At 37.7% G+C, this 19613-nt stretch carries 19 protein-coding genes; 10 read left to right on the top strand and 9 right to left on the bottom strand.

Translation table 11 applies throughout. The annotated features are described in order from the left end of the window. Positions 1-440: 440 nt before the first annotated feature. Together NK356_RS17550 and NK356_RS17545 are read right to left on the bottom strand one after the other, a co-directional pair. The gene (locus tag NK356_RS17550) at positions 441-863 is read right to left on the bottom strand and encodes a hypothetical protein (RefSeq protein ID WP_034696346.1); all 423 of its coding nucleotides are present in this window, start codon (positions 861-863) and stop codon (positions 441-443) included. 94 nt (positions 864-957) lie between these two features. Then, a complete protein-coding gene (locus tag NK356_RS17545; protein ID WP_253317588.1) occupies positions 958-1827 on the bottom strand; it encodes a helix-turn-helix domain-containing protein in 870 nt (289 codons plus the stop codon). Positions 1828-1929: 102 nt separating this feature from the next. Between NK356_RS17545 and NK356_RS17540 the strand changes: the two genes are divergently transcribed. From NK356_RS17540 to NK356_RS17525, 4 genes are all read left to right on the top strand, one after another. Continuing rightward, positions 1930-3336, top strand: a complete 1407-nt coding sequence (locus NK356_RS17540; protein ID WP_253317587.1) for an aldehyde dehydrogenase family protein — start codon at positions 1930-1932, stop codon at positions 3334-3336. Between the two features lie 10 nt (positions 3337-3346). After that, positions 3347-4900, top strand: coding sequence for a GMC family oxidoreductase (locus tag NK356_RS17535; protein ID WP_253317586.1), 1554 nt, complete (start codon positions 3347-3349; stop codon positions 4898-4900). Positions 4901-5021: 121 nt separating this feature from the next. Further along, positions 5022-5444, top strand: coding sequence for a PaaI family thioesterase (locus tag NK356_RS17530; protein ID WP_034696351.1), 423 nt, complete (start codon positions 5022-5024; stop codon positions 5442-5444). Positions 5445-5562: 118 nt separating this feature from the next. After that, entirely contained in the window at positions 5563-5907 is a 345-nt protein-coding gene (locus NK356_RS17525) for a phage holin family protein (protein WP_253317585.1), read from the top strand. A 54-nt stretch (positions 5908-5961) separates the two neighbouring features. Here NK356_RS17525 and NK356_RS17520 read toward each other — a convergent pair whose 3' ends face one another. After that, on the bottom strand, positions 5962-6216 hold the full coding sequence (locus NK356_RS17520; RefSeq protein ID WP_156106458.1) for a hypothetical protein: 255 nt from the start codon (positions 6214-6216) through the stop codon (positions 5962-5964). 273 nt (positions 6217-6489) lie between these two features. Here NK356_RS17520 and NK356_RS17515 point away from each other — a divergent pair, with 273 nt between their 5' ends. Both NK356_RS17515 and NK356_RS17510 read left to right on the top strand, forming a co-directional pair. Next, positions 6490-8484, top strand: coding sequence for a S9 family peptidase (locus NK356_RS17515; RefSeq protein ID WP_034696355.1), 1995 nt, complete (start codon positions 6490-6492; stop codon positions 8482-8484). A gap of 129 nt (positions 8485-8613) precedes the next feature. Then, complete coding sequence (locus tag NK356_RS17510) at positions 8614-9105, top strand: DNA-deoxyinosine glycosylase (protein WP_034696357.1); 492 nt, start codon at positions 8614-8616, stop codon at positions 9103-9105. Between the two features lie 178 nt (positions 9106-9283). Here NK356_RS17510 and NK356_RS17505 read toward each other — a convergent pair whose 3' ends face one another. The 6 genes from NK356_RS17505 to NK356_RS17480 all read right to left on the bottom strand — a co-directional run bounded on the left by NK356_RS17505 (position 9284) and on the right by NK356_RS17480 (position 15898). Further along, a complete protein-coding gene (locus NK356_RS17505) occupies positions 9284-10318 on the bottom strand; it encodes a phosphotransferase enzyme family protein (RefSeq protein ID WP_034696359.1) in 1035 nt (344 codons plus the stop codon). After that, positions 10309-11223, bottom strand: coding sequence for a sugar phosphate nucleotidyltransferase (locus NK356_RS17500; protein ID WP_253317584.1), 915 nt, complete (start codon positions 11221-11223; stop codon positions 10309-10311). Before NK356_RS17500 ends, NK356_RS17505 begins: the two co-directional genes overlap by 10 nt. Continuing rightward, positions 11213-12610: a Gfo/Idh/MocA family protein gene (locus tag NK356_RS17495; RefSeq protein WP_253317583.1), complete on the bottom strand. Its 1398-nt coding sequence runs from the start codon at positions 12608-12610 to the stop codon at positions 11213-11215. Before NK356_RS17495 ends, NK356_RS17500 begins: the two co-directional genes overlap by 11 nt. 273 nt (positions 12611-12883) lie before the next feature. Further along, entirely contained in the window at positions 12884-14419 is a 1536-nt protein-coding gene (locus NK356_RS17490; RefSeq protein WP_156106459.1) for a peptidase M61, read from the bottom strand. A 56-nt stretch (positions 14420-14475) separates the two neighbouring features. After that, positions 14476-15168: an AIM24 family protein gene (locus tag NK356_RS17485; RefSeq protein ID WP_034696363.1), complete on the bottom strand. Its 693-nt coding sequence runs from the start codon at positions 15166-15168 to the stop codon at positions 14476-14478. Positions 15169-15205: 37 nt separating this feature from the next. Further along, positions 15206-15898 (bottom strand): hypothetical protein, encoded by a 693-nt coding sequence (locus tag NK356_RS17480; protein WP_034696365.1) that lies wholly within the window; start codon positions 15896-15898, stop codon positions 15206-15208. Between the two features lie 175 nt (positions 15899-16073). Here NK356_RS17480 and queA point away from each other — a divergent pair, with 175 nt between their 5' ends. From queA to NK356_RS17460, 4 genes are all read left to right on the top strand, one after another. After that, entirely contained in the window at positions 16074-17123 is a 1050-nt protein-coding gene (queA, locus tag NK356_RS17475; protein ID WP_034696367.1) for a tRNA preQ1(34) S-adenosylmethionine ribosyltransferase-isomerase QueA, read from the top strand. 41 nt (positions 17124-17164) lie between these two features. Next, a complete protein-coding gene (locus tag NK356_RS17470) occupies positions 17165-17512 on the top strand; it encodes a four helix bundle protein (RefSeq protein ID WP_034696369.1) in 348 nt (115 codons plus the stop codon). Between the two features lie 32 nt (positions 17513-17544). Then, positions 17545-18579, top strand: coding sequence for a 23S rRNA (adenine(2503)-C(2))-methyltransferase RlmN (gene rlmN, locus NK356_RS17465; RefSeq protein WP_034696370.1), 1035 nt, complete (start codon positions 17545-17547; stop codon positions 18577-18579). Between the two features lie 74 nt (positions 18580-18653). Beyond that, positions 18654-19604 carry a sterol desaturase family protein gene (locus NK356_RS17460; protein WP_034696371.1) on the top strand — a complete coding sequence of 317 codons (951 nt, stop codon included), beginning with the start codon at positions 18654-18656 and terminating at the stop codon, positions 19602-19604. Positions 19605-19613: the final 9 nt, after the last annotated feature.

Raw genomic sequence — 19613 nt, 5'->3', positions numbered from 1 at the left:
AAGACATACAATTTGGAAACAATTTGCGTCTTTGCGTTCTCCAACTCATCTATACAGAGATTCCAACGGAATGACAAAGTGTATGGATAAACGAAGCGTTGTATTTGTCATTCTGAAATAATCCAGCCTTACAGTTTTCTAGCTATTATGCACCAGTAATCCATTTTATCGGAGATAAAATCTTAGCGCCTTAAAGACATACAATTTGGAAACAATTTGCGTCTTTGCGTTTTCCAACCCATCTATACAGAGATTTCCCCGGAATGACAAGCTGTACGGATAAGCTAAGCGTTGTATTTATCATTCAGCAGGAATCTAACCTTATACTTTTCTATGCAGTCTCCATCTTTACTTTATTGACAAATATTCCAACTGAAGACGTATAAATTCCCCTCTTCCGGAGGGGTGGCGAAAATTCAAAGAATTTTTGACGGGGTGGTTTACCGGAACAACCTCTCATACCAGGCTCCAACATCACTCTTAATCTCCTCATGATGCTTGCACAAAATCATAGCTAATTCTAGCTCAGACCTTTCAGATTTATAAGGATTCAAAGTAAGAAATCCAAAGAAATTTCCATCCTGATCCAGAATGGCCGGAGGATAAGAAGCATAAGCATTCCACGGAGAGTAAGGTCCATAAGTGCTTCCGTAGTTTCCATAGGTGTTCCAGATAGATTTTGAACTCAATGTATTTCCATAATCACCGAACTTATTCCAAATCGAATTTTTATCAAAATTATCACAGTTTAAGCATCCCAGATACTGATTCTGATCTGCGCCTCCATACAAATGCAGCGTTTGCGCATGAAAAAGACAGCATAAGAGAAGACTTACAACAATGAACACTTTTTTACAGTACATAAGATGATTACTTTATTGAATAATGATAACTACCGGAAATAAAAAGACTGGTACTAACCTCCATCTTCTCGCTTCCATCTTCCAGCTTTATCTATCAGTCTATTTTAAATTTTTTCGGTGATTTTCCGGTGATCTGAGTGAATTTTCTGTAAAAATATTCCAACGTATTAAAACCGGATTCAAAACATATATTTTTTATTCCAATTTCAGGATTGCTGATTAAAAGTTGCTTCGCATGTTCTATTCTCAGTTGGATAATATATTCTACCGGAGTACAGTTGTAAGAATGCTTAAACTTTTTAAACAGATTGGCTTCACTCATTCCTGCAATCACAGAAAGTTTCTTGATGGTAATTGGCTCTCTGTAATTTTGTTTGATAAAATGAACTACTTCCTGAAGTCCGTTCTGCACATTTTCTGTCTTGTCAGAATACAGCAGGATATGTTTTGCATTGGTTTTCATCAGCTCATAAATCAGTTCTTTCAGACTCAAACTTAAAAGAAAATCCGAGGTATTATGAAGATTCCCGTCAATTCTTCTGTTATAAAGATTGGTAAGGCTTCTCCACAAAGACTCATCCGAGCTTACGAACTTTTTTACTGCATTTTCTTTCATCATAATTCCTGTTCTGTCCCAGTCCGGATGCCAGTTTTCAATCACTTCGGCGAATACACTGTCAATATATTCCTGCTCAATATTTAATACAAGACATTTGGTGGGTTCTTTGAAAACAGGGTGAATATCTATGCTCAATTCCTTGTTGCAGGGCGGAATAAATACACTTCTTTCATTAAACTCAAAAGTTTCATCCTCACTGCGAATGATCTTATTGCCACTCAACATCAGCGTGATGACAGGTTTTTCAAAATAGAAAGGAAAATCATGACAAACCACATTCGTTTCAAACACATTCAATTCACCAAAAGGAATGTTGAAAACAGTTCTTTCTTCGATCTTTTCCATGATAGGTAGAGTTTAGGTTAAAAAAAATAGAGAATAGGTAAATGATTTATATCATGTTATTGCCATTTTCGAACTACGTAAAATACAAAATAATTTAAAACAATGGAAAATACATCAGCAGTCAAAGAAACCCATACTCCAGATACCCGGTTTTTATCCCTAAATCCTTCTACCTTAGAGGTTATAGGCGAAGTAACCAATACTTCCCGTGAGGAGATTGATGCTAAAATTGAGAAAGCAAAAAAAGCCCAGAAACTATGGTCAGCAAGACCGGATGCAGAAAGAAAAGACATTTTATTAAAAGTAGCGGAAGCTTTACAGCAAAATTCAAAACATCTTGCAGAATGGATCACCCGAGAGCAGGGAAAACCGTTGAATGGTCCTGGGGCAAACTTTGAAATACAGGCTTGCGTAGGCTGGACACAGGTTCCTGCTTCACTGGATTTACCCGAAGAAATTGTTTTTGAAGATGACACCCGAAAAGATGTTTTATACAGAAATCCGATTGGAGTAGTAGCTGCCATTGCTCCCTGGAACTGGCCTCTGATGATTGCTATCTGGCAGATTATTCCTTCATTGAGAATGGGAAATGCGGTGATCATTAAACCTTCAGAATATACCACTTTCTGCAGTCTGGAAATGATAAAAGTGATTAACAGTGTACTTCCAGAAGATATTTTACAAGTGGTTACAGGAAAAGGAGACGTTGGAGGTTACCTTACCTCACATCCGGAAATTGGGAAAATTATGTTTACAGGATCCATTGCCACAGGGAAGAAAGTCATTGAGGCTTCTGCTAAAAATATGGCACGACTAACCCTTGAATGCGGAGGAAATGATGCAGGAATTATTTTACCCGGACTTGATATTGCCCAACATATTGACAGCATTTTCTGGGGTGCTTTCCTGAATATGGGACAAACCTGTGCATGCTTAAAGAGATTATACGTTCATGAAAATGATTACGAAAAAGTCGTTAAAGCGTTGGCTGATTATTCCTCCAATATTCCAATGGGGAACGGAGCCGATGAATCCAGCGTTTTAGGACCTATCCAGAATAAAATGCAGTACGATAAAATTCAGGATCTGATTCTTGATGCTGAAAATATCGGGGCAGACTTCATATTCACAGGACAGAAACCTGATCTGGAAGGATACTTTATTCCGGTAACTCTGGTTGGAAATGTAGATAATGGAGACAGAATTGTAGACGAAGAGCAGTTCGGTCCGGTGCTGCCAATCATTAAGTATAAAACATTGGAAGAAGCTATCAGCAAAGCCAATGATTCAGAAAACGGACTTGGAGCATCTGTTTGGAGTGATGATCTTGACGAAGCCCAGAAAGTTGCCACACAATTGGAAGCAGGAACAGTTTGGATTAATCAACATGGAGCTATTCATCCGTTCGTTCCTTTCGGAGGTGCAAAACAATCCGGTTATGGAGTAGAATTCGGAATGGAAGGATTGAAAGCAGTCACAGTTCCTAAAGTCATCAGCATTAAAAAATAAGTTAGAACTCATGAAATACGATTTTATAATTGTCGGATCCGGTTCGGCAGGCGCTGTAATAGCCAACAGATTAAGTGAAAACGAAAATATAAATGTTCTCCTGTTGGAGGCAGGTCCCGATGATAAAGTTGCTGAAGTGGAAGAACAGGCCGGCTGGCCCGCTATATGGAACACCGAAAGAGACTGGGCCTATCATACCATTGCGCAGGAACATGCAGGAGGAAATACACGATATTGGCCCCGTGGTAAAACATTGGGAGGTTCAAGTTCCATCAATGGAATGATTTACATCAGAGGGGATCAGCAGGATTATGATAGTTGGGCCTATAAAGGATGTGTGGGCTGGGACTGGGAAAATGTTCTGCCTTATTTTAAGAAATCAGAAACGCATGAAGAAGGTGAAGATGATATTCATGGAGGAGAAGGTCCGCTGTATGTAAGCCGTATCAAACACCCGAATGCCATTTCAATAAGTGCTATTGAAGCCTGTAAAGAACTGGGTTATCCTTTGACAGATGATTTTAATAAAGAAATCTGGGGAGCAGGTCTTAATCACCTTAGTGTAGGAAAAGATCATAAAAGATGTTCTACGGCGAAAGCGTTTTTAGATCCTGTAAAATCGAGACCGAATCTGCATATTCATACCAATGCATTGGCTCAGAAACTGATTTTTGAAGAAAATGAATGTATTGGAGTTCAGTATTTGAAAAACGGTGAATTAGTAGAAGTAGAAGCAGAAAAAGAAGTGATTGTATCCTGCGGAACCATAGAATCTGCCAAACTTCTGATGCTTTCCGGAATTGGTGATCAACAGGAGTTGGAATCAGTAGGAATCCCGGTAGTAAAAGATTTGAAAGGAGTTGGAAAAAACCTTCAGGATCACCTTTTGACCAGTGTTATTTTTAAAGCTAAAAAAGAAATTCCAGCCCCGGAAGCCAATCTGCTGGAAGCTCAGTTATTCTGGAAAAGCAAAGAAGAAATGGTTTTTCCTGACCTACAGCCTTTGTTCATGGGACTTCCTTATTATAGCCCCGGTTTTACAGGACCTGAAAATGCATTTACGTTCTGCGCGGGATTTATCAGACCTGCCAGTAAAGGATATATCAAACTGACTTCTTCCGATTCTTCTGTACCACCAGAGATTAATCCGATGTATCTTTCTGAAGAATCTGATCTCGAAGCCCTATACCAATGTGTAGAAATATGCCGTGAAATGGGAAGAACAGAAGCTATGAAAGAATGGAATGACGGTGAAATCTATCCCGGAGAAGGAAAAACAAAAGAAGAAGTGATTGATTATATCAAAAAATCATGTTCCACCTATCATCATATGACCGGAACTTGTAAAATGGGAATTGACAGTCATTCTGTAGTAGATCCGAGACTGAGAGTATATGGAATAAAAGGATTAAGGGTAGCAGATGCATCCATCATGCCGGATGTGGTTTCCGGGAATACCAATGCACCTACCATTATGATTGGTGAAAAAGCCGCTGATATGATCAAAGAAGATCATCATCTGAAAGCGTCAGGTTCATCTGAAAAGTTATCGTTTGTTGTGTAAGAAGGGTTAAAACCTTGAAAAGAAGCCGTTTCATATTTATGGAGCGGCTTTTTAATGAAAAAATTAAAGATCATTGAGATAAAGAAGGCTGTAGCACTTACCTTTGTTTAAAATAAAATTCATGACACCAGAAAAAAAGAAACTCATTACAGACAGCTTTGGTCGTTCGGAAACTTTACAGTTTTATAAAGCAGAACTGCTGGAAGTAGAAACCGATTTTATCTCCATGAAGATCCCTAAAATGGAAATGATGACCCGAAAAGCAGGAATGTTCAACGGCGCAATGATTGCCTCTCTGGTGGATGTTTCTTCAGGATACGCTGCTGTGAGCCATTATTCGGAAGACTGTTATGTAGTGACCGTTGAATTGAAAGTAAATTATCTTCGCCCGGCAATGGGTGATGCTTTGGTTTCAAAATCCTATGTCATCAAAGGGGGAGGAAAAATTGTTGTGGTGAGAACGGAAATCTATGTTCAGACCGAAGGTTCTGATTCCGAAAGTCATGTGGCCACTTCATTAGTCACCATGATGAAAATAAAATAAGAGATTAAAGGAAATAAAAGACAAAATATTCCTTTAATAAAGGGTTTTAATGCATTTTTTTTTACGGAATGGAATAGCTTTTGCTCCACAAACCCCATAAACATTAAAAAATATCACAATGAACTTAATTATCCGACTATTTATTACGGCAATTGTTGCTTATCTTTTAACTAAAATCTTACCGGGAGTACATTTTGAAGGATTTTCTTCAGCCATTATCTTTGCTATAGTACTTGGGGTTCTTAACATATTTGTAAAGCCTATTTTAAGTCTGTTCGGTCTTCCGTTGACCATTCTTACCTTAGGATTCTTTGCCTTGGTAATCAATGCCGGAATTATCCTGATTGCAGACTACTTCATAGACAGTATGGTGGTAGATGGTTTCTGGTGGGCATTTATCTTCAGTATATTATTGTCAATCGTAACTTCTCTGGCGAACTCCATGTTCTCAGATGGAGAGTAAAATATAAATAACGATCTTATACAATAGGCTGCCCGTTTGGACAGCCTATTCTTTTTAACAATTCTTTTTAATCCATTTTATACAATCTTCATAAGTCCGTACCTGGTTGTCTGTTTTCATGTAAGGTGCATTAATAGGCTCATTCTCGGCAATCTTTGCCATGATTTGCTCAAGAGTTCTGCCTGCAAAATTGACTCTCGTTTCCTTTATGGATCCATACTTGAAATGACCTTCGTGTACGTGCCAAAGATTGGGCGCGCCTGCATCTACACGCGTTGCTTTAAAATCTCCTGTGTCTGGTGTGCTCATAATGTAAAATTTTAATTGGGTTATAATTGATGATATCGGACGTCTGATATTGTAAATTTCAGTATTTGAGATATGCAGAGTAACAGAGAAAATCCCTATATTTAAAAATTAGGTGTTTTCCCCGAAAAGGTTTTATCAATGAAAAAAGAATTTTAATGTTAATTCTTTAGTCCGTTTTTATTTTAAATATTAACTTTGGCAATCTTTGAATTTAATAAAAGGATGTAAGAAATCAGCTGATTTTGTACATCCGTTAAAAATGAATATCAACATATGAAACTTAAGTACAGCCTGCTGGCTTTGGCAGCTCCGCTTTTAATGAATGCACAACAAGTAATGACGCCTGAAATTCTTTGGACTTTGAAAAAAGTTGGGGTACAGGCAGTTTCACCAGATCAGGGTTCTCTTATCTACAAAGTAGGACAGGTAGACCTGAAAACAGAGAAAACAAAAAACGAGAACTATTTTCTGAATGTTCTTAATAACCAGTCTTCCAAAATTGATTTCGGAAAAAAAGCCCTTATTCAGTGGGATAAAAACGGAATCTATGCTCAGGAAGGAGATAAAATCTATCTTTCTAAAGATGCCGGAAAAACCTGGACAGAATTTTATACCATTGGTGAAGCAGACAATATTGTAATTTCTCCGGATGGGAAGAGAATTGCTTTCAGTAAGCAGGTACTGGTAGAGAAAGTGATGGGGAAAGATAAATTCAGCGATACTCCTAAAACAACAGCTCAGGTATACACAGACCTGAACCACAGACACTGGGATTATTTCAATGAAGGAAAATACAACCATGTATTTGTTGTAAATACAGCCGATAAAGTAGAAGGAGCGAAAGATCTTTTGGAAGGAAAAACATGGGATTCTCCTCAGAGACCTTTCGGTGGTGCTGAAGATTTTATCTGGAGCCCGGATTCTGCCCAGCTTTTATATGTTACAAAACCTAAAAGCGGTAAAGAATATTCTACAAGCACGAATACGGATATCTTTGCTTACGATCTGGCATCAGGGACTACCAAAAACCTTACAGAATCCAATAAAGGATATGATGTAAACCCTAAGTTCAGCCCGGACGGAAAATCTTTAATCTGGCAGAGTATGGCCAGAGACGGATATGAAGCAGATAAAAATGATGTGAAAATCCTGGACTGGAAGTCAGGGAAGACCACCAACCTTACTTCAGGTTGGGACGAAAGTGTTTCAGGAGATGTGCTTTGGGGAGCTGATTCAAAAACGATCTACTTCACAGCAGCATTCAGAGGGACGAAACAACTTTTTGCTTTGGATTCAAAATCAGCAAAAGTACAACAGATCACCAAAGGAGATTTTGACGTAAACGAAATCTTTACAGACAATAAAACTTCACTTTTAGTAGGAAGAACAGACGTAAACCATGCTACAGAATTATTCTCTGTAAACGTTAAAAATGGAGAAATGAAGCAGGTAACTGAAGCGAACAAAGAAACATACGCTAAGTTAGCTCAGGGGAAATCTGAACTTAAAATGGTGAAAACTTCAGACGGTAAAGAAATGGGTGTGTGGTTCCACTATCCACCGAACTTTGACCCGAACAAAAAATATCCTACTTTGGTATACTGCCAGGGTGGACCGCAGTCTGCTCTTACTCAGTTTTTCAGCGTAAGATGGAACTTTGCTCTCATGACAGCTAACGATTATATCGTAGTGGCTCCAAACAGAAGAGGGATGCCAGGCTGGGGAACAAAATGGAACGAAGAGATTTCAAAAGACTGGGGCGGACAGCCAATGAGAGATTATCTTGCAGCAACAGATTTTGCGAAAACTTTACCTTACGTAGATGGTGACAGAGTAGCAGCTGTAGGAGCTAGTTACGGAGGATACAGCGTATTTATGTTAGCTGGAATCCATGAGAACAGATTCAAAACATTCATCGCTCATGATGGTTTATTTGATATGAAATCCTGGTATCTGACTACTGAAGAACTTTGGTTTGCAAACTGGGATCTTGGTTCTCCATGGGAAAAACCACTTCCAAAAGCCTATACAGAATTCAACCCAAGCAACTTTGTAGAAAAATGGAACAAACCTATCATGATTGTTCAGGGAGGAATTGATTTCCGTGTTCCTTATGAGCAAGGGCAGGAAGCTTTCCAGGCTGCAAAATTAAGAGGATTAAAATCTAAACTGGTTTACTTCCCGAACGAAAACCACTGGGTACTTCATCCACAAAACGGATTGGTATGGCAGAGAGAATTCTTCGATTGGCTGAAGGAAACTTTATAGACAGACAATATAAGATATCAATAGAAACGGGCTTTAGCCCGTTTTTTTTATAATGAATAATCTGACTAACTTCCAGCCTCCCTCTTCCAGCTTCCTAATCTGCAAGCAATAAAATCTCTATATTTGAAGATGCAAAATCGTATTTCTTCATTTCCCCCTCTTATTGATACCCAATCTGAGATTCTGATTCTAGGCTCAATTCCCGGAGTGAAATCATTGGAAAAACAACAGTATTATGGTCATCCTCAAAACAAATTCTGGAAAATTATTTTTGAATTGCTCAACGAAGAATTCACAGATGATTACACGCAAAGAATTGAAACCATCAGGAAACATCATATTGCGCTCTGGGATGTCATCGATTCCTGTGAGAGAAAAGGAAGCCTGGATTCTGAAATCAGGAACGAAGAAGCCAATCAGATTGCAGAACTGCTGGAAGAACACCCGAATGTAAAAGCCATTTTTTGCAATGGTGGAAAATCTCACAAAAACTTACAGAAATTACTGGGAAAAAACTATAAGCTACCTATTTTTTTATTGCCTTCTACAAGTCCGCTTCATACCGTTTCCTTTGAAAAGAAGTTGGAAGAGTGGAAGAAAATTCTTGAGTTTTTGGGATGATTAGGAGTTCTGGAATTCGGGATATTGAGTGGGAGAGTTTGAGAGTGGGAGAGTTTGGGAATGAGAAGATAAAGCCAGATTCCTGCGGAATGACAAAGTGTATGGGTAAATAAAGTGCTGTGTTTGTCATTCCGTAGGAATCTAAATATCATATTTAATCCTTAGTAAAGAATTGCAATCATTTACTTTCCAAATAATCTCTCAATCCCTTCAACAGTTCCAATTGGTTTTTTGTTCTGTCCAGATTGTGTTCAGGATGAATGATAGAATAATAGGTGCTTCCGTTAAGGTAATCCGTTAAAAAGCGAAGTTCCTGAATATAAATAGCGACTTGTGCCGCATAATCAAGATTCTCAGATTCTTCAGGTGTCAGTTTTTCTTTTAAATGAAATAGAAATCCTTCTTTTACAACTTTATACATTTCAGGGTTGAAATTGTTTTGAGCAGTTCCATCATCTTCCTGTGTTGTATTGGTGTAGGACTGAATCATGGTTCCGAAATCATACAAAATAGTAGAAATCATCATAGTATCCAGATCAATCACAGCTAACGGGTTATGATTCTGATCAAAGAGAATATTACTGATTTTTACATCAGCATGAATAATTCTTTTAGGAATCTGGTTGTTTTTTTCCATTTCAATCCATCGGTCAGGTAAGGACAAAAGCTGATTAGTGATTTCTATTTCAGCCTTGGCGTTTTCTTTTAAATAAGGCTCAGCATTTTTTAGGGAGTCTTTATAATCTGCAACCCTCTTCTCAAAATTGAGGAAATTGGGAAGAGAATCTTCAATGGCAGGTAGTTTTTCAGTATTTACAGTATTTAGAAAATAACTGAAGGTTTTAGCAGCATCAAAAGCGGTCTGTAAAGATGGAGCAGTAAGGAATGTAATACTGTTTTCTACAAAACTTAACATACGCCATGGCTGACCATTTGAATCTTTTACCAGAATTTGACCGGTAAGAGAAGGAATGGGTTCTATAATTTCAAATTGATAATTATTTGACCTGAGAACTTCATTAATCATTAAATGGTTATTAACGACCACTTCCGGCTGTTTAAAAACATGATTGTTGATTTTCTGTAGAATAAACTTTTTCCCTTGATCTTTATTTTCCAAAAGATAGGTTGTATTGATCAATCCATCAGTAATAGAAGTGAGGTCGTAATTATCAGTAGTAATAAATTCTGCAACAATATCATTTAGCTCCATAAATCTTCCGGGTATCTGTTATTTTTAATCTCTGAAGTCAGAAAATCTATAATTTCCTTTTTATCGTCAGCATAGGTAACTCCCATCCATCGGGATGGAGATGCTTTCACTTTTACTTTTACTCTGTTTTCGTTCATCATTTTTTGTACTGCGGAAGGAATGTAAAATTCCTGATTGGGCAGTGGATCAGATTCAATGAAATCATAGAAATAGGCTTCCAGATAACAGAAAATGTGAGGATGGAAAATAAAAAAGTTCATGGATACCAATGTTTCGGGATCTAATTTTATATTTTCTCCGTTTTCAACATAAATGATGGAATCATTGATCTTTTGAATAGAAGTTTGTTCCTCTACTTTGATCAGATAATTTTCAGCATCCAACGTACATATTCCTCTTGCTACAGCACCGTTGCCACTCAATGTTGTACCCACAGGATAAGCAATCATCCCTAATTGTATATCTGAAATATAATGATGATTAATTTCATCGGCAGCCAGTTGATAGGCTTCTTTTCCGTAGAAATCATCTGCATTAATCATCACAAAAGGCTCCTGTATTGAATATTTGGCGCAAAGTACGGCATGAGCAGTTCCCCATGGCTTCTCACGATCGGGATAATCAAAGCCTTCCAGTGAAATAGGAATGGTGTCTATCTCCTGATATACCCAAAGCAATTCAAAATTTTTAGCTTTTGAAATGCCATTGAGCCTTTCAATATAACTTTCAGGAATCAGTTTGTTGACAATAATAACTATTTTTTGGAAACCGGCTTCCAGAGCATCAAAGATAGAATACTCAAGAATCGGCGAGCCGTTATCAAGTATTCCGTCTATCTGCTTAAGTCCTTTGTACCTGCTGCCTAATCCGCCTGCTAATATGAGTAATGTTTTCCTAGAACTCATCGGTCATTCCAAATACAGGTTTACGGGTTTTCCATTTTCCATTGGTAAAATCAGGGATATCAACCACCTGACCGCCTTTGGCAATAGACTCTTCACTCAATGGGGTAATGGAATACCACAAGGCAAGATCATATACATCCATCGGGAATTCTATATTTCGCTTGATACATTCAATAAAAGTATTCATCACAAAGAAGTCCATTCCTCCATGTCCGGCTCCTGCAGCAGTAGTTTCAAACTTCTTCCACATCGGATGATCATATTCTTTCATCCACTTTTCAGTATTATCCCAACGGTGGGTATGGTTCATTGTTTTTTCAAAATAGATGTGTCCCTGGTTGAAATCTCCCCATCCGAAATCCTGCCACAATCCTTCAGTTCCCTGAACTCTTAAGCCAAGATCATAAGGTCTCTGCAAACTTGTATCATGAGTAAGAAGAATGGTTTCTCCATTGGCACAGGCAATCTGTGTGGTTACAATATCTCCCTGGTTGAATTTTACTTTGGCGCTAGGATGGTTTTCTCCCCCTTTTGGATGCTCTACAATATATTTATGAAGGCCTACAGATTTGGATGAGAATGAAGAAAGCCTTGTTAAACGATTTCCTCGATTGATATCCATCATCATCGCAACCGGACCTAATCCATGGGTAGGATAAAGCTCTCCATTACGTTTTACATAATGTTCGGTTCTCCATTTTGCTTCACTGAATCCTTTTTCTCCAAATTCAGCCCCGGAATTGTACGGATTAACTCCATCATTGAAAAGAACACCTCTCAGGTCATGCTGATAACCACCTCTTCCATGTACCAGTTCCCCGAACATTCCTTTACGGACCATATTCAGAATAGCCATGATATCTCTTCGGTAACACACGTTTTCCATCATAAAGATAGGAACTTTCGTTTCCTCATATACCTTTACAAATTCCCAGCAGTCCTGAAGCTTTATCGCCCCGGAAACTTCCATGCCCACAATTTTTTTAGCACGCATAGCTTCCACACCTTGAGTAAGATGCCATTCCCATGGAGTAGCAATCACAACAGCGTCTATTGTTTTTAATTTTAAAAGATTTCGATAGTCATATTCTCCGTTGGAAAACTCCTGAGCAGCCGGTTTATTATTGTCTTTTAAGATTTTTTGAGAGGCGGCAAGCATTCTTTTTTCAGGATCTGCAAATGCAACAATCTCTACATCACTACGTTTTGCCAGTAATTTTACATGCTCCTGACCACGAAGACCTACGCCGATAAAACCGACGCGGACTTTTTTATCTGTTTTAAAATCATTGGAATAAGCAAATAAAGAATTGGGTAAAACCAATGCTCCAAAGCTTGCTAAAGCAGCTGTCTTAAGAAAGTTTCTGCGGGAATTACTATTGCTCATCTATTTTTTTCCTAAATATATTAAAACTTTTGTAAATCCCGATGAGGTGAGAGGAGTTTGAGAGTTTTGTGATGCGAGGTTTGTTGAGTGGGAGAGGTTTACGGTTTGAGAGTAGGAGGGTTTGAGAGTAAGAGAGTAGATTCCTATGGAATAGACAAACTACGCGCTTTATGTATTCATCCACTTTGTCATTCAGGAATCTAAACTTTGTATGTTGCCTTTGGAAAAAAATTCTGGAGGCCTCTCCGCAATTTCATCCTTTCACCTCAAAACCTACTGATTGATCCAGGCTTTTCTTAATGCAATCTGTTTTGAATCGGGATTGGAAACAGGAGTTACTTTTCCATTAGTTTCATCATAGTTGAATCCTGCTTTTTCCAGGTATTCTTTCAAAGGAATGGGTTGATTGCCCGCTACATAATCTCTGAAAAAAGTACGTATTTCGGGATAAGTCATTTTTGTAATCTCATCAAAAAGCTCATCATCATTAAAATATTTACCTGCTCCATATTTTTTCATAAGCATTTGCATCAGATCCTGAGTTCCTGTTTTACCGTTAGAAAGTTCTCTTAATCTTATATCCAGACACAATCCGATTAATGCTCCTTTCATATAAAAGTTCATGTACTGGTCCTGCCTTTCCATAGATTTTTTACTCATTTCTGTTAAAGAGAGAGTGTTGTCAAATGCTTTCATACCATTGATCTTTTCTTCCAGACTTTTTTCAAAATCTTCCAGACTGATCATTTTTTGTTTGATAGGCATATGAATGGTGGCATACTCCGTCATCCCTTCGTATAGCCAAAGATGTTGAGACATGACAGGATTCAGGAAATCATAATGCTGAATTTCTCCTGAATGAATGTTGAGTGGGGTAACCACATGGAAAAATTCGTGAGAAGCAACCCTGTTTAAGGCATTTGGAAGAAACTTCATACTTCCGGAACGGTACAGGCAGACTGTAGAGTGGGAATGTTCAAGTCCGTCTCCTAAAAACCCATTCTCATTGGAAGATTCATAATAAATCAGAAAAGCATACTTGTTGACGGGTAATGTTCCTCCCAGATAAGCCTGCTGATTTTTCAGAATGTTTTCTATTTCATGAGCAATCGTTTTGGAGTAATGTCTTTCCTTTTTGTTGTAGAACGATACAAGCACTTTGGTATGACCTATTTTCAACCACGTGGTATCAGGAACGGAATATAAAACAGGAGAATCTACCAATTCACGGTAGTCCTTTGCCCAAACCATATCCGTATTTTTATTTTTCTGTTGATAATCTAAAGCAGAAGAAGCATAAAAATCTTTGTTCTTGGTAATCGTAATCTGATAAGGAATATCTTTCATTTCCTCAAAATATCCCACTAAAGAATTGTAATTGATGACAAAAACGCTGTCTTTTATAAACATGCTGCCGGCAGATCTTGCCTCATTAGATTCTTTTTCCAGAGAATCCCATCCATCGGCTACCTGATAAGATATTTTCTTTACCCGGTTAAGATCATGTACCATCCAGCTGTTTTTATCCAGACGTTCGGTTACTACTTTTTTACCGTTTTTATCGGTGGCTGTGAAATCAGAAACATATTGTCCGAAATTCATAGCCTGATAAAACCCGGGTACCAGTTTGGGAATGATAAATTTGCCCTGTTTAAGATTATTCTTTGGGGGCGAAAAAGATACCCGGACTTCATCATTGTTCATATGAAGAAGATCAATAGAATATTCGTAATTTTTTTTTGAAGTCTGAGCAATCATTACGTTAGGAAGTAGAATGATCACGAAAAATAGTTTTATAAGGGTATTCACTGGCTGCAATTTTAATGATTACGAATATTTTAAATCACTTCTAAGATTGGTCTGGTTTATTTTTCCATATAGTATACCTCTTCATAAGGCTGAATCAGTACCCATCCATGTCCTGAAAACTTCATCTGGAATTCTTCGCCGCTTCCTCTGCCAATAAGGCTTTTGAAAGAAACATTGGTTTTCAGTTCCGGGCTTAAGTTTCCGGACCATGCAACTGTAGCATTAGGATCTGTAAACACAGGAGTGTCTGGAGTTACAAGTAAGGTTAAAGGATCACCGTGTGTAGTAATGGCAATATGTCCTGTTCCTGAAAGTTTTGCCTGAAAAAGCCCTCCGGACATCATTCCTGCAATACTTTTAAGCATCGTGATATCACTTTTTACGCTTTGTTCATGGGCAAGAATATCATTTCCGTTTACACATACAGATTCATTATTCAGATACAGAATACGGACTTTCTTCCCGGAATCTGCAACATATAATTTTCCTGTTCCTTCTGCTTTCATCAGCTTGGCACCTTCACCGCTTATAGCTTTCTTCAAAAGATTTCCAAGTCCTCCGGACAGCATTCCCTGTCTTTCAAAATTGATATTTCCCACATAGCTTACCATACTTCCTCTTTTGGTCCATACCGCCTGATTGTTAAGGTTGATTTCCAGAAGATGTTTCGTCTCCAGCTCAAAATAATCTCTTTGCTGCGGATTCTCTTTCGTTTCGTTGATAAATGCTTCAATTGAATATTTACTCATAATGATAATTTTTTAATTTGTTGTTTTTATAGTGTTATTACTTTAGTTTGTCGAGTTTATACTCCCTTTTGTTACTTTTAGGATTCAGATCTACAAATTCATACTTTTCAAAATTGGAAAGTCTGGCTTTGAACATTTCTGTTGCTTTTTCTACTGACCATGTTTTAGGATAATGAAAACCTTCAAATTCAGCATTGAAAATCTGCGCTTTGAAATCATGCGAAAACTCGTCATCACCAGCATAGGTCAATGCTATTTTACCCGTCCATGTAATATCATAGTTGTTATTGTCTGTTTTTGAAAACCGGATCTGATGTCCTGCACAGCTGTCATGTCCCAGCAGGTAAATATTGAAGGCAAGGTCATCATCATCAAAATGTTGTTCAGACGGAAGATCATTGCTGAAAAGATCGTTTTTAATAACTGTATCGAAGTCCAGTTTTTCATCAAGATTGTTAATTCTGATTCCTCTTTGTTCACCCCAATAGTTGGAAGACAGTGTACAGGTATGGTAGTTTTCCCATACGATTTTGGAGTTCCAGTCGGACAGATCTTCGTCTTCTTCTTCACTGTTTTCATCATCATTGGCGTAATAATTTTCAGTTTTTAAATGAAAATCAAACCAGATAAATCCATACTCGTCAATTCTTCCGCTCCAGTTGAAAGTTTCAATTTTGTGACCATTAGGATACGGATTATCAATGAAGTATATTTTACTTACAGATTCCATAATGAGTTTTTATTTTTCCAAAAATACTCTTTTTATGCCTTGGAAATCCCCGTAAAATCACGGTTTTATATTTGATTGTAAATAATACTTGACAAAGGGGTGTTCAATGTCGTATATTTGCACTCCGAAAATTACACCTTGTAATTTCAATAATTTTTAAACCGTAATTTAAAAAATGAAAACATCAGATTTTAATTTTGATCTTCCTGCGGAATTATTAGCAGAACACCCATCAGAGCACAGAGACGAAGCGAGATTAATGGTACTTGATAGAAAAACACAAACTATCGAGCACAAATTATTCAAGGATGTTGTGGATTATTTTGATGAAGAGGATTTGTTCATCTTCAACAATACAAAAGTTTTCCCTGCACGTCTTTACGGAAATAAAGAAAAAACAGGTGCTAAAATTGAAGTTTTCTTATTAAGAGAGCTTGATAAAGAAACAAGAGTTTGGGACGTTTTGGTAGATCCTGCAAGAAAAATCAGAATTGGTAACAAATTATTCTTCACAGAAGATGAGTCTTTGGTAGCTGAGGTTATTGATAACACGACTTCAAGAGGAAGAACGTTAAGATTCTTATTCGACGGTTCTTACGACGAATTCAGAACGAAATTGAAAGAATTGGGAGAAACTCCACTTCCAAAATATATCAAAAGAGCAGTAGAGCCGGAAGATGCAGAAAGATATCAGACGATCTATGCAAAAGTAGAAGGAGCAGTAGCTGCCCCTACAGCAGGTCTTCACTTCTCTAAGCATTTGATGAAGAGATTAGAGATCAAAGGGATCAATTTTGCTGAAGTAACGCTTCACGTAGGATTGGGAACATTCAACCCAATTGAGGTAGAAGATCTTTCTAAGCACAAAATGGAGTCTGAAGAGATCATCATTGATGAGAAAAATGCTGCGATCATTAACAAAGCGGTAGAATCTCACAGAAGAGTATGTGCAGTAGGTACTACTACAATGAGAGCATTGGAAACTTCTGTTTCTTCAAACAAAAAAATCTCTGCTTTCAACGGATGGACAAATAAATTCATTTATCCTCCTCACGATTTCGGAGTAGCCAACTCAATGATCACGAACTTCCACACACCGAAGTCTACTTTGATCATGATGATTGCTGCATTTGCCGGAAGAGATTTCGTAATGCATGCTTATGAAGAAGCCGTAAAAGAAAAGTATAAATTCTATTCTTACGGTGACGCAATGTTAATTCTATAAAAAAAGTAAAAAGAGCCAAGTTAAAGGTAATACAAGTAGAAATGAGACAAAATGATTTGCTTATCAGAACTTTTACATTTGGAGTTAATTGTCTTAAGTTTTTAAGAACACTGCCCAATGATTCTGAAAGTAAATTAATAAGGTTCCAGCTCGGAAAATCAGCTACTTCAATAGGTGCTAATTATGAAGAATCCCAGGCAGGATCTTCTAAAGCAGATTTTAAAAATAAAGTAAAAATTGCTTTAAGAGAAGCTAGAGAAAGTCATTTCTGGCTTCGGGTTTTAGAAGAACTGGATGGTTATGATTCTGATGAATTTAAAGCTTTATTGAATGAAAGTAACGAATTAAAAAACATTTTGGCTTCAATAGTTAACAATACTAAACTTTAAACCTTTTACTTTTAACTTGGCTCTTTAATATTATGAAAGATATCCGTACATTATCATTAGACCAGCTTAAAGACTACTTTGTATCTTTAGGAGAAAAGCCGTTTCGTGCGAAACAGGTCTATGACTGGCTATGGAGTAAAAACCTCCATTCGATTGACGAAATGACGAATCTTTCCAAATCACTTCGTGAGAGAATTTCGGAAGAATATACCATTAATCCTGTTTCCGTAGACCTTCTTCAAAAAAGCTCTGACGGAACCATCAAAAACGGAGTGAAACTTCATGACGGTCTGATGGTGGAATCTGTTCTTATTCCTACAGAAACAAGAACTACAGCCTGTGTATCTTCACAGGTAGGATGCTCATTAAACTGCGAATTCTGTGCTACAGCAAGATTGAAAAGGATGAGAAACCTTGAAGTAGCTGAAATTGTAGATCAGGTAGCTCTGATTGACAGCCAGAGTAGGATGTATTTCGACAGACCGCTTTCCAACATCGTATTTATGGGAATGGGAGAGCCAATGATGAATTACAAAAACGTAGTGGAAGCCATCAAAAAAATTACCCAGCCGGAAGGATTGGGAATGTCTCCAAGAAGAATTACCGTTTCTACATCCGGTATTCCTAAAATGATTAAAATGCTTGCAGATGATGAACTGCGTGTGAAGCTGGCTTTATCCCTTCACTCTGCAATCGAGTCCAAGCGTAATGAGATCATGCCTTTCTCTGATAAATTCCCGTTGACAGATATTATGGAAGCTCTTCAGTACTGGTACCAAAAGACTGGTTCTGTGATTACTTTTGAATACTGCGTATGGAAAGGAATTAATGACGGTGACGAGGACATTAAAGCTTTAATCAAATACTGCAAACAGGTTCCTTCAAAAGTAAATCTTATCCAGTACAACCCGATCGGAGATGGAAAATACGATCAGTGCAACAAACAGGCGGAAGAAAATTACATCCGACAGCTTGAAAATGCAGGAGTAACGGTAATGGTCAGAAGAAGCCGTGGAGGTGATATTGATGCCGCTTGCGGACAGTTAGCCAACAAAACAACAGATTAAAATTTCCTTAAAAAAAGCCTAAAACTTTCATAAAAAATAGGTTAAAACCCTACCTTTGCACAAATTATTTTGTGATGATGGATTTTCTTATGAGCGAGGATGGGCTGGAAAATGTGTATGCATGGGCTATTCCATTGCATGCTACTGTTATTTTAGCTGAAATGATTTACAGCCACGTTTCAGAAGCTAAGCTATATAGTGGAAAAGATCTTGCCACGAATGTTTATCTTGCATTGATGAACTTTGGTCTTGACCTTATCATGAAGGCATTTGCCATGGGTGTGATGTTTTTCTTTTACCATCACAGGATTTTCTCATGGGATCTTAGCATCTGGTATTTGCTGGCTTGTTTTATAATCACAGACTTTGCTTATTACGTATTACATTATGTAGACCACCGTTCCAGAGCATTCTGGGCAGTTCATATTACCCATCACAGTTCAGAATATTTTAACCTGACAACAGGATTCAGAAGCCCTGTATTACAGCCGCTTTACAGATACTTGTATTTTTCACCACTTGCATTTTTAGGATTCAATCCATGGCATATCATGGTGGCTTACGCAATCGGACAGGTGTATGGAACATGGGTACATACACAAACTGTGAAGAGTATGGGATTCTTGGAATATATTTTGGTAACACCTTCCCATCACCGTGTGCATCATGCATGTAATGTAAAATACCTGGATAAAAACATGGGAATGTGTCTCATCATCTGGGATAAAATATTTGGAACCTTCCAAAAAGAAGATCCGAATGTACCCGTGAAATATGGAATCTATCCAAAAATGCCGGATAACAGACCCGATACCGTTCTTTTTTATGAATGGAGAAAAATTTGGAAAGATCTGAAGCAGCCCGGATTAAAATTCACAGACAGAATCAATTATATTTTCAATTCACCGGGATGGAGACATGATGGAACTGGAAAAACGGTAAGGCAATATCAGAAGGAATATTTTGCCAGACAGGCTAAAAAGAAAGACCAACAGCAAAATCAGAAAGAGCAGAAAACTGCTTAACTTCTGATT

This window comes from Chryseobacterium sp. S0630, assembly GCF_024158915.1.
In the GTDB taxonomy this organism is placed as follows: domain Bacteria; phylum Bacteroidota; class Bacteroidia; order Flavobacteriales; family Weeksellaceae; genus Chryseobacterium.
Note: the sequence above shows the minus strand (reverse complement) of the source record. Positions and strands in the feature narration are given on the sequence as shown.

What these genes read in the sequence shown, in the direction of transcription:
- NK356_RS17495 (WP_253317583.1), bottom strand. Translation starts at nt 12,610, where the DNA reads ATGAGCAATAGTAATTCCCGCAGAAACTTTCTTAAGACAGCTGCTTTA.
- rlmN (WP_034696370.1), top strand. Translation starts at nt 17,545, where the DNA reads ATGAAAGATATCCGTACATTATCATTAGACCAGCTTAAAGACTACTTT.
- NK356_RS17540 (WP_253317587.1), top strand. Translation starts at nt 1,930, where the DNA reads ATGGAAAATACATCAGCAGTCAAAGAAACCCATACTCCAGATACCCGG.
- NK356_RS17470 (WP_034696369.1), top strand. Translation starts at nt 17,165, where the DNA reads ATGAGACAAAATGATTTGCTTATCAGAACTTTTACATTTGGAGTTAAT.
- NK356_RS17535 (WP_253317586.1), top strand. Translation starts at nt 3,347, where the DNA reads ATGAAATACGATTTTATAATTGTCGGATCCGGTTCGGCAGGCGCTGTA.
- queA (WP_034696367.1), top strand. Translation starts at nt 16,074, where the DNA reads ATGAAAACATCAGATTTTAATTTTGATCTTCCTGCGGAATTATTAGCA.
- NK356_RS17520 (WP_156106458.1), bottom strand. Translation starts at nt 6,216, where the DNA reads ATGAGCACACCAGACACAGGAGATTTTAAAGCAACGCGTGTAGATGCA.
- NK356_RS17545 (WP_253317588.1), bottom strand. Translation starts at nt 1,827, where the DNA reads ATGGAAAAGATCGAAGAAAGAACTGTTTTCAACATTCCTTTTGGTGAA.
- NK356_RS17500 (WP_253317584.1), bottom strand. Translation starts at nt 11,223, where the DNA reads ATGAGTTCTAGGAAAACATTACTCATATTAGCAGGCGGATTAGGCAGC.
- NK356_RS17505 (WP_034696359.1), bottom strand. Translation starts at nt 10,318, where the DNA reads ATGGAGCTAAATGATATTGTTGCAGAATTTATTACTACTGATAATTAC.
- NK356_RS17485 (WP_034696363.1), bottom strand. Translation starts at nt 15,168, where the DNA reads ATGAGTAAATATTCAATTGAAGCATTTATCAACGAAACGAAAGAGAAT.
- NK356_RS17515 (WP_034696355.1), top strand. Translation starts at nt 6,490, where the DNA reads ATGAAACTTAAGTACAGCCTGCTGGCTTTGGCAGCTCCGCTTTTAATG.
- NK356_RS17460 (WP_034696371.1), top strand. Translation starts at nt 18,654, where the DNA reads ATGATGGATTTTCTTATGAGCGAGGATGGGCTGGAAAATGTGTATGCA.
- NK356_RS17510 (WP_034696357.1), top strand. Translation starts at nt 8,614, where the DNA reads ATGCAAAATCGTATTTCTTCATTTCCCCCTCTTATTGATACCCAATCT.
- NK356_RS17480 (WP_034696365.1), bottom strand. Translation starts at nt 15,898, where the DNA reads ATGGAATCTGTAAGTAAAATATACTTCATTGATAATCCGTATCCTAAT.
- NK356_RS17530 (WP_034696351.1), top strand. Translation starts at nt 5,022, where the DNA reads ATGACACCAGAAAAAAAGAAACTCATTACAGACAGCTTTGGTCGTTCG.
- NK356_RS17550 (WP_034696346.1), bottom strand. Translation starts at nt 863, where the DNA reads ATGTACTGTAAAAAAGTGTTCATTGTTGTAAGTCTTCTCTTATGCTGT.
- NK356_RS17525 (WP_253317585.1), top strand. Translation starts at nt 5,563, where the DNA reads ATGAACTTAATTATCCGACTATTTATTACGGCAATTGTTGCTTATCTT.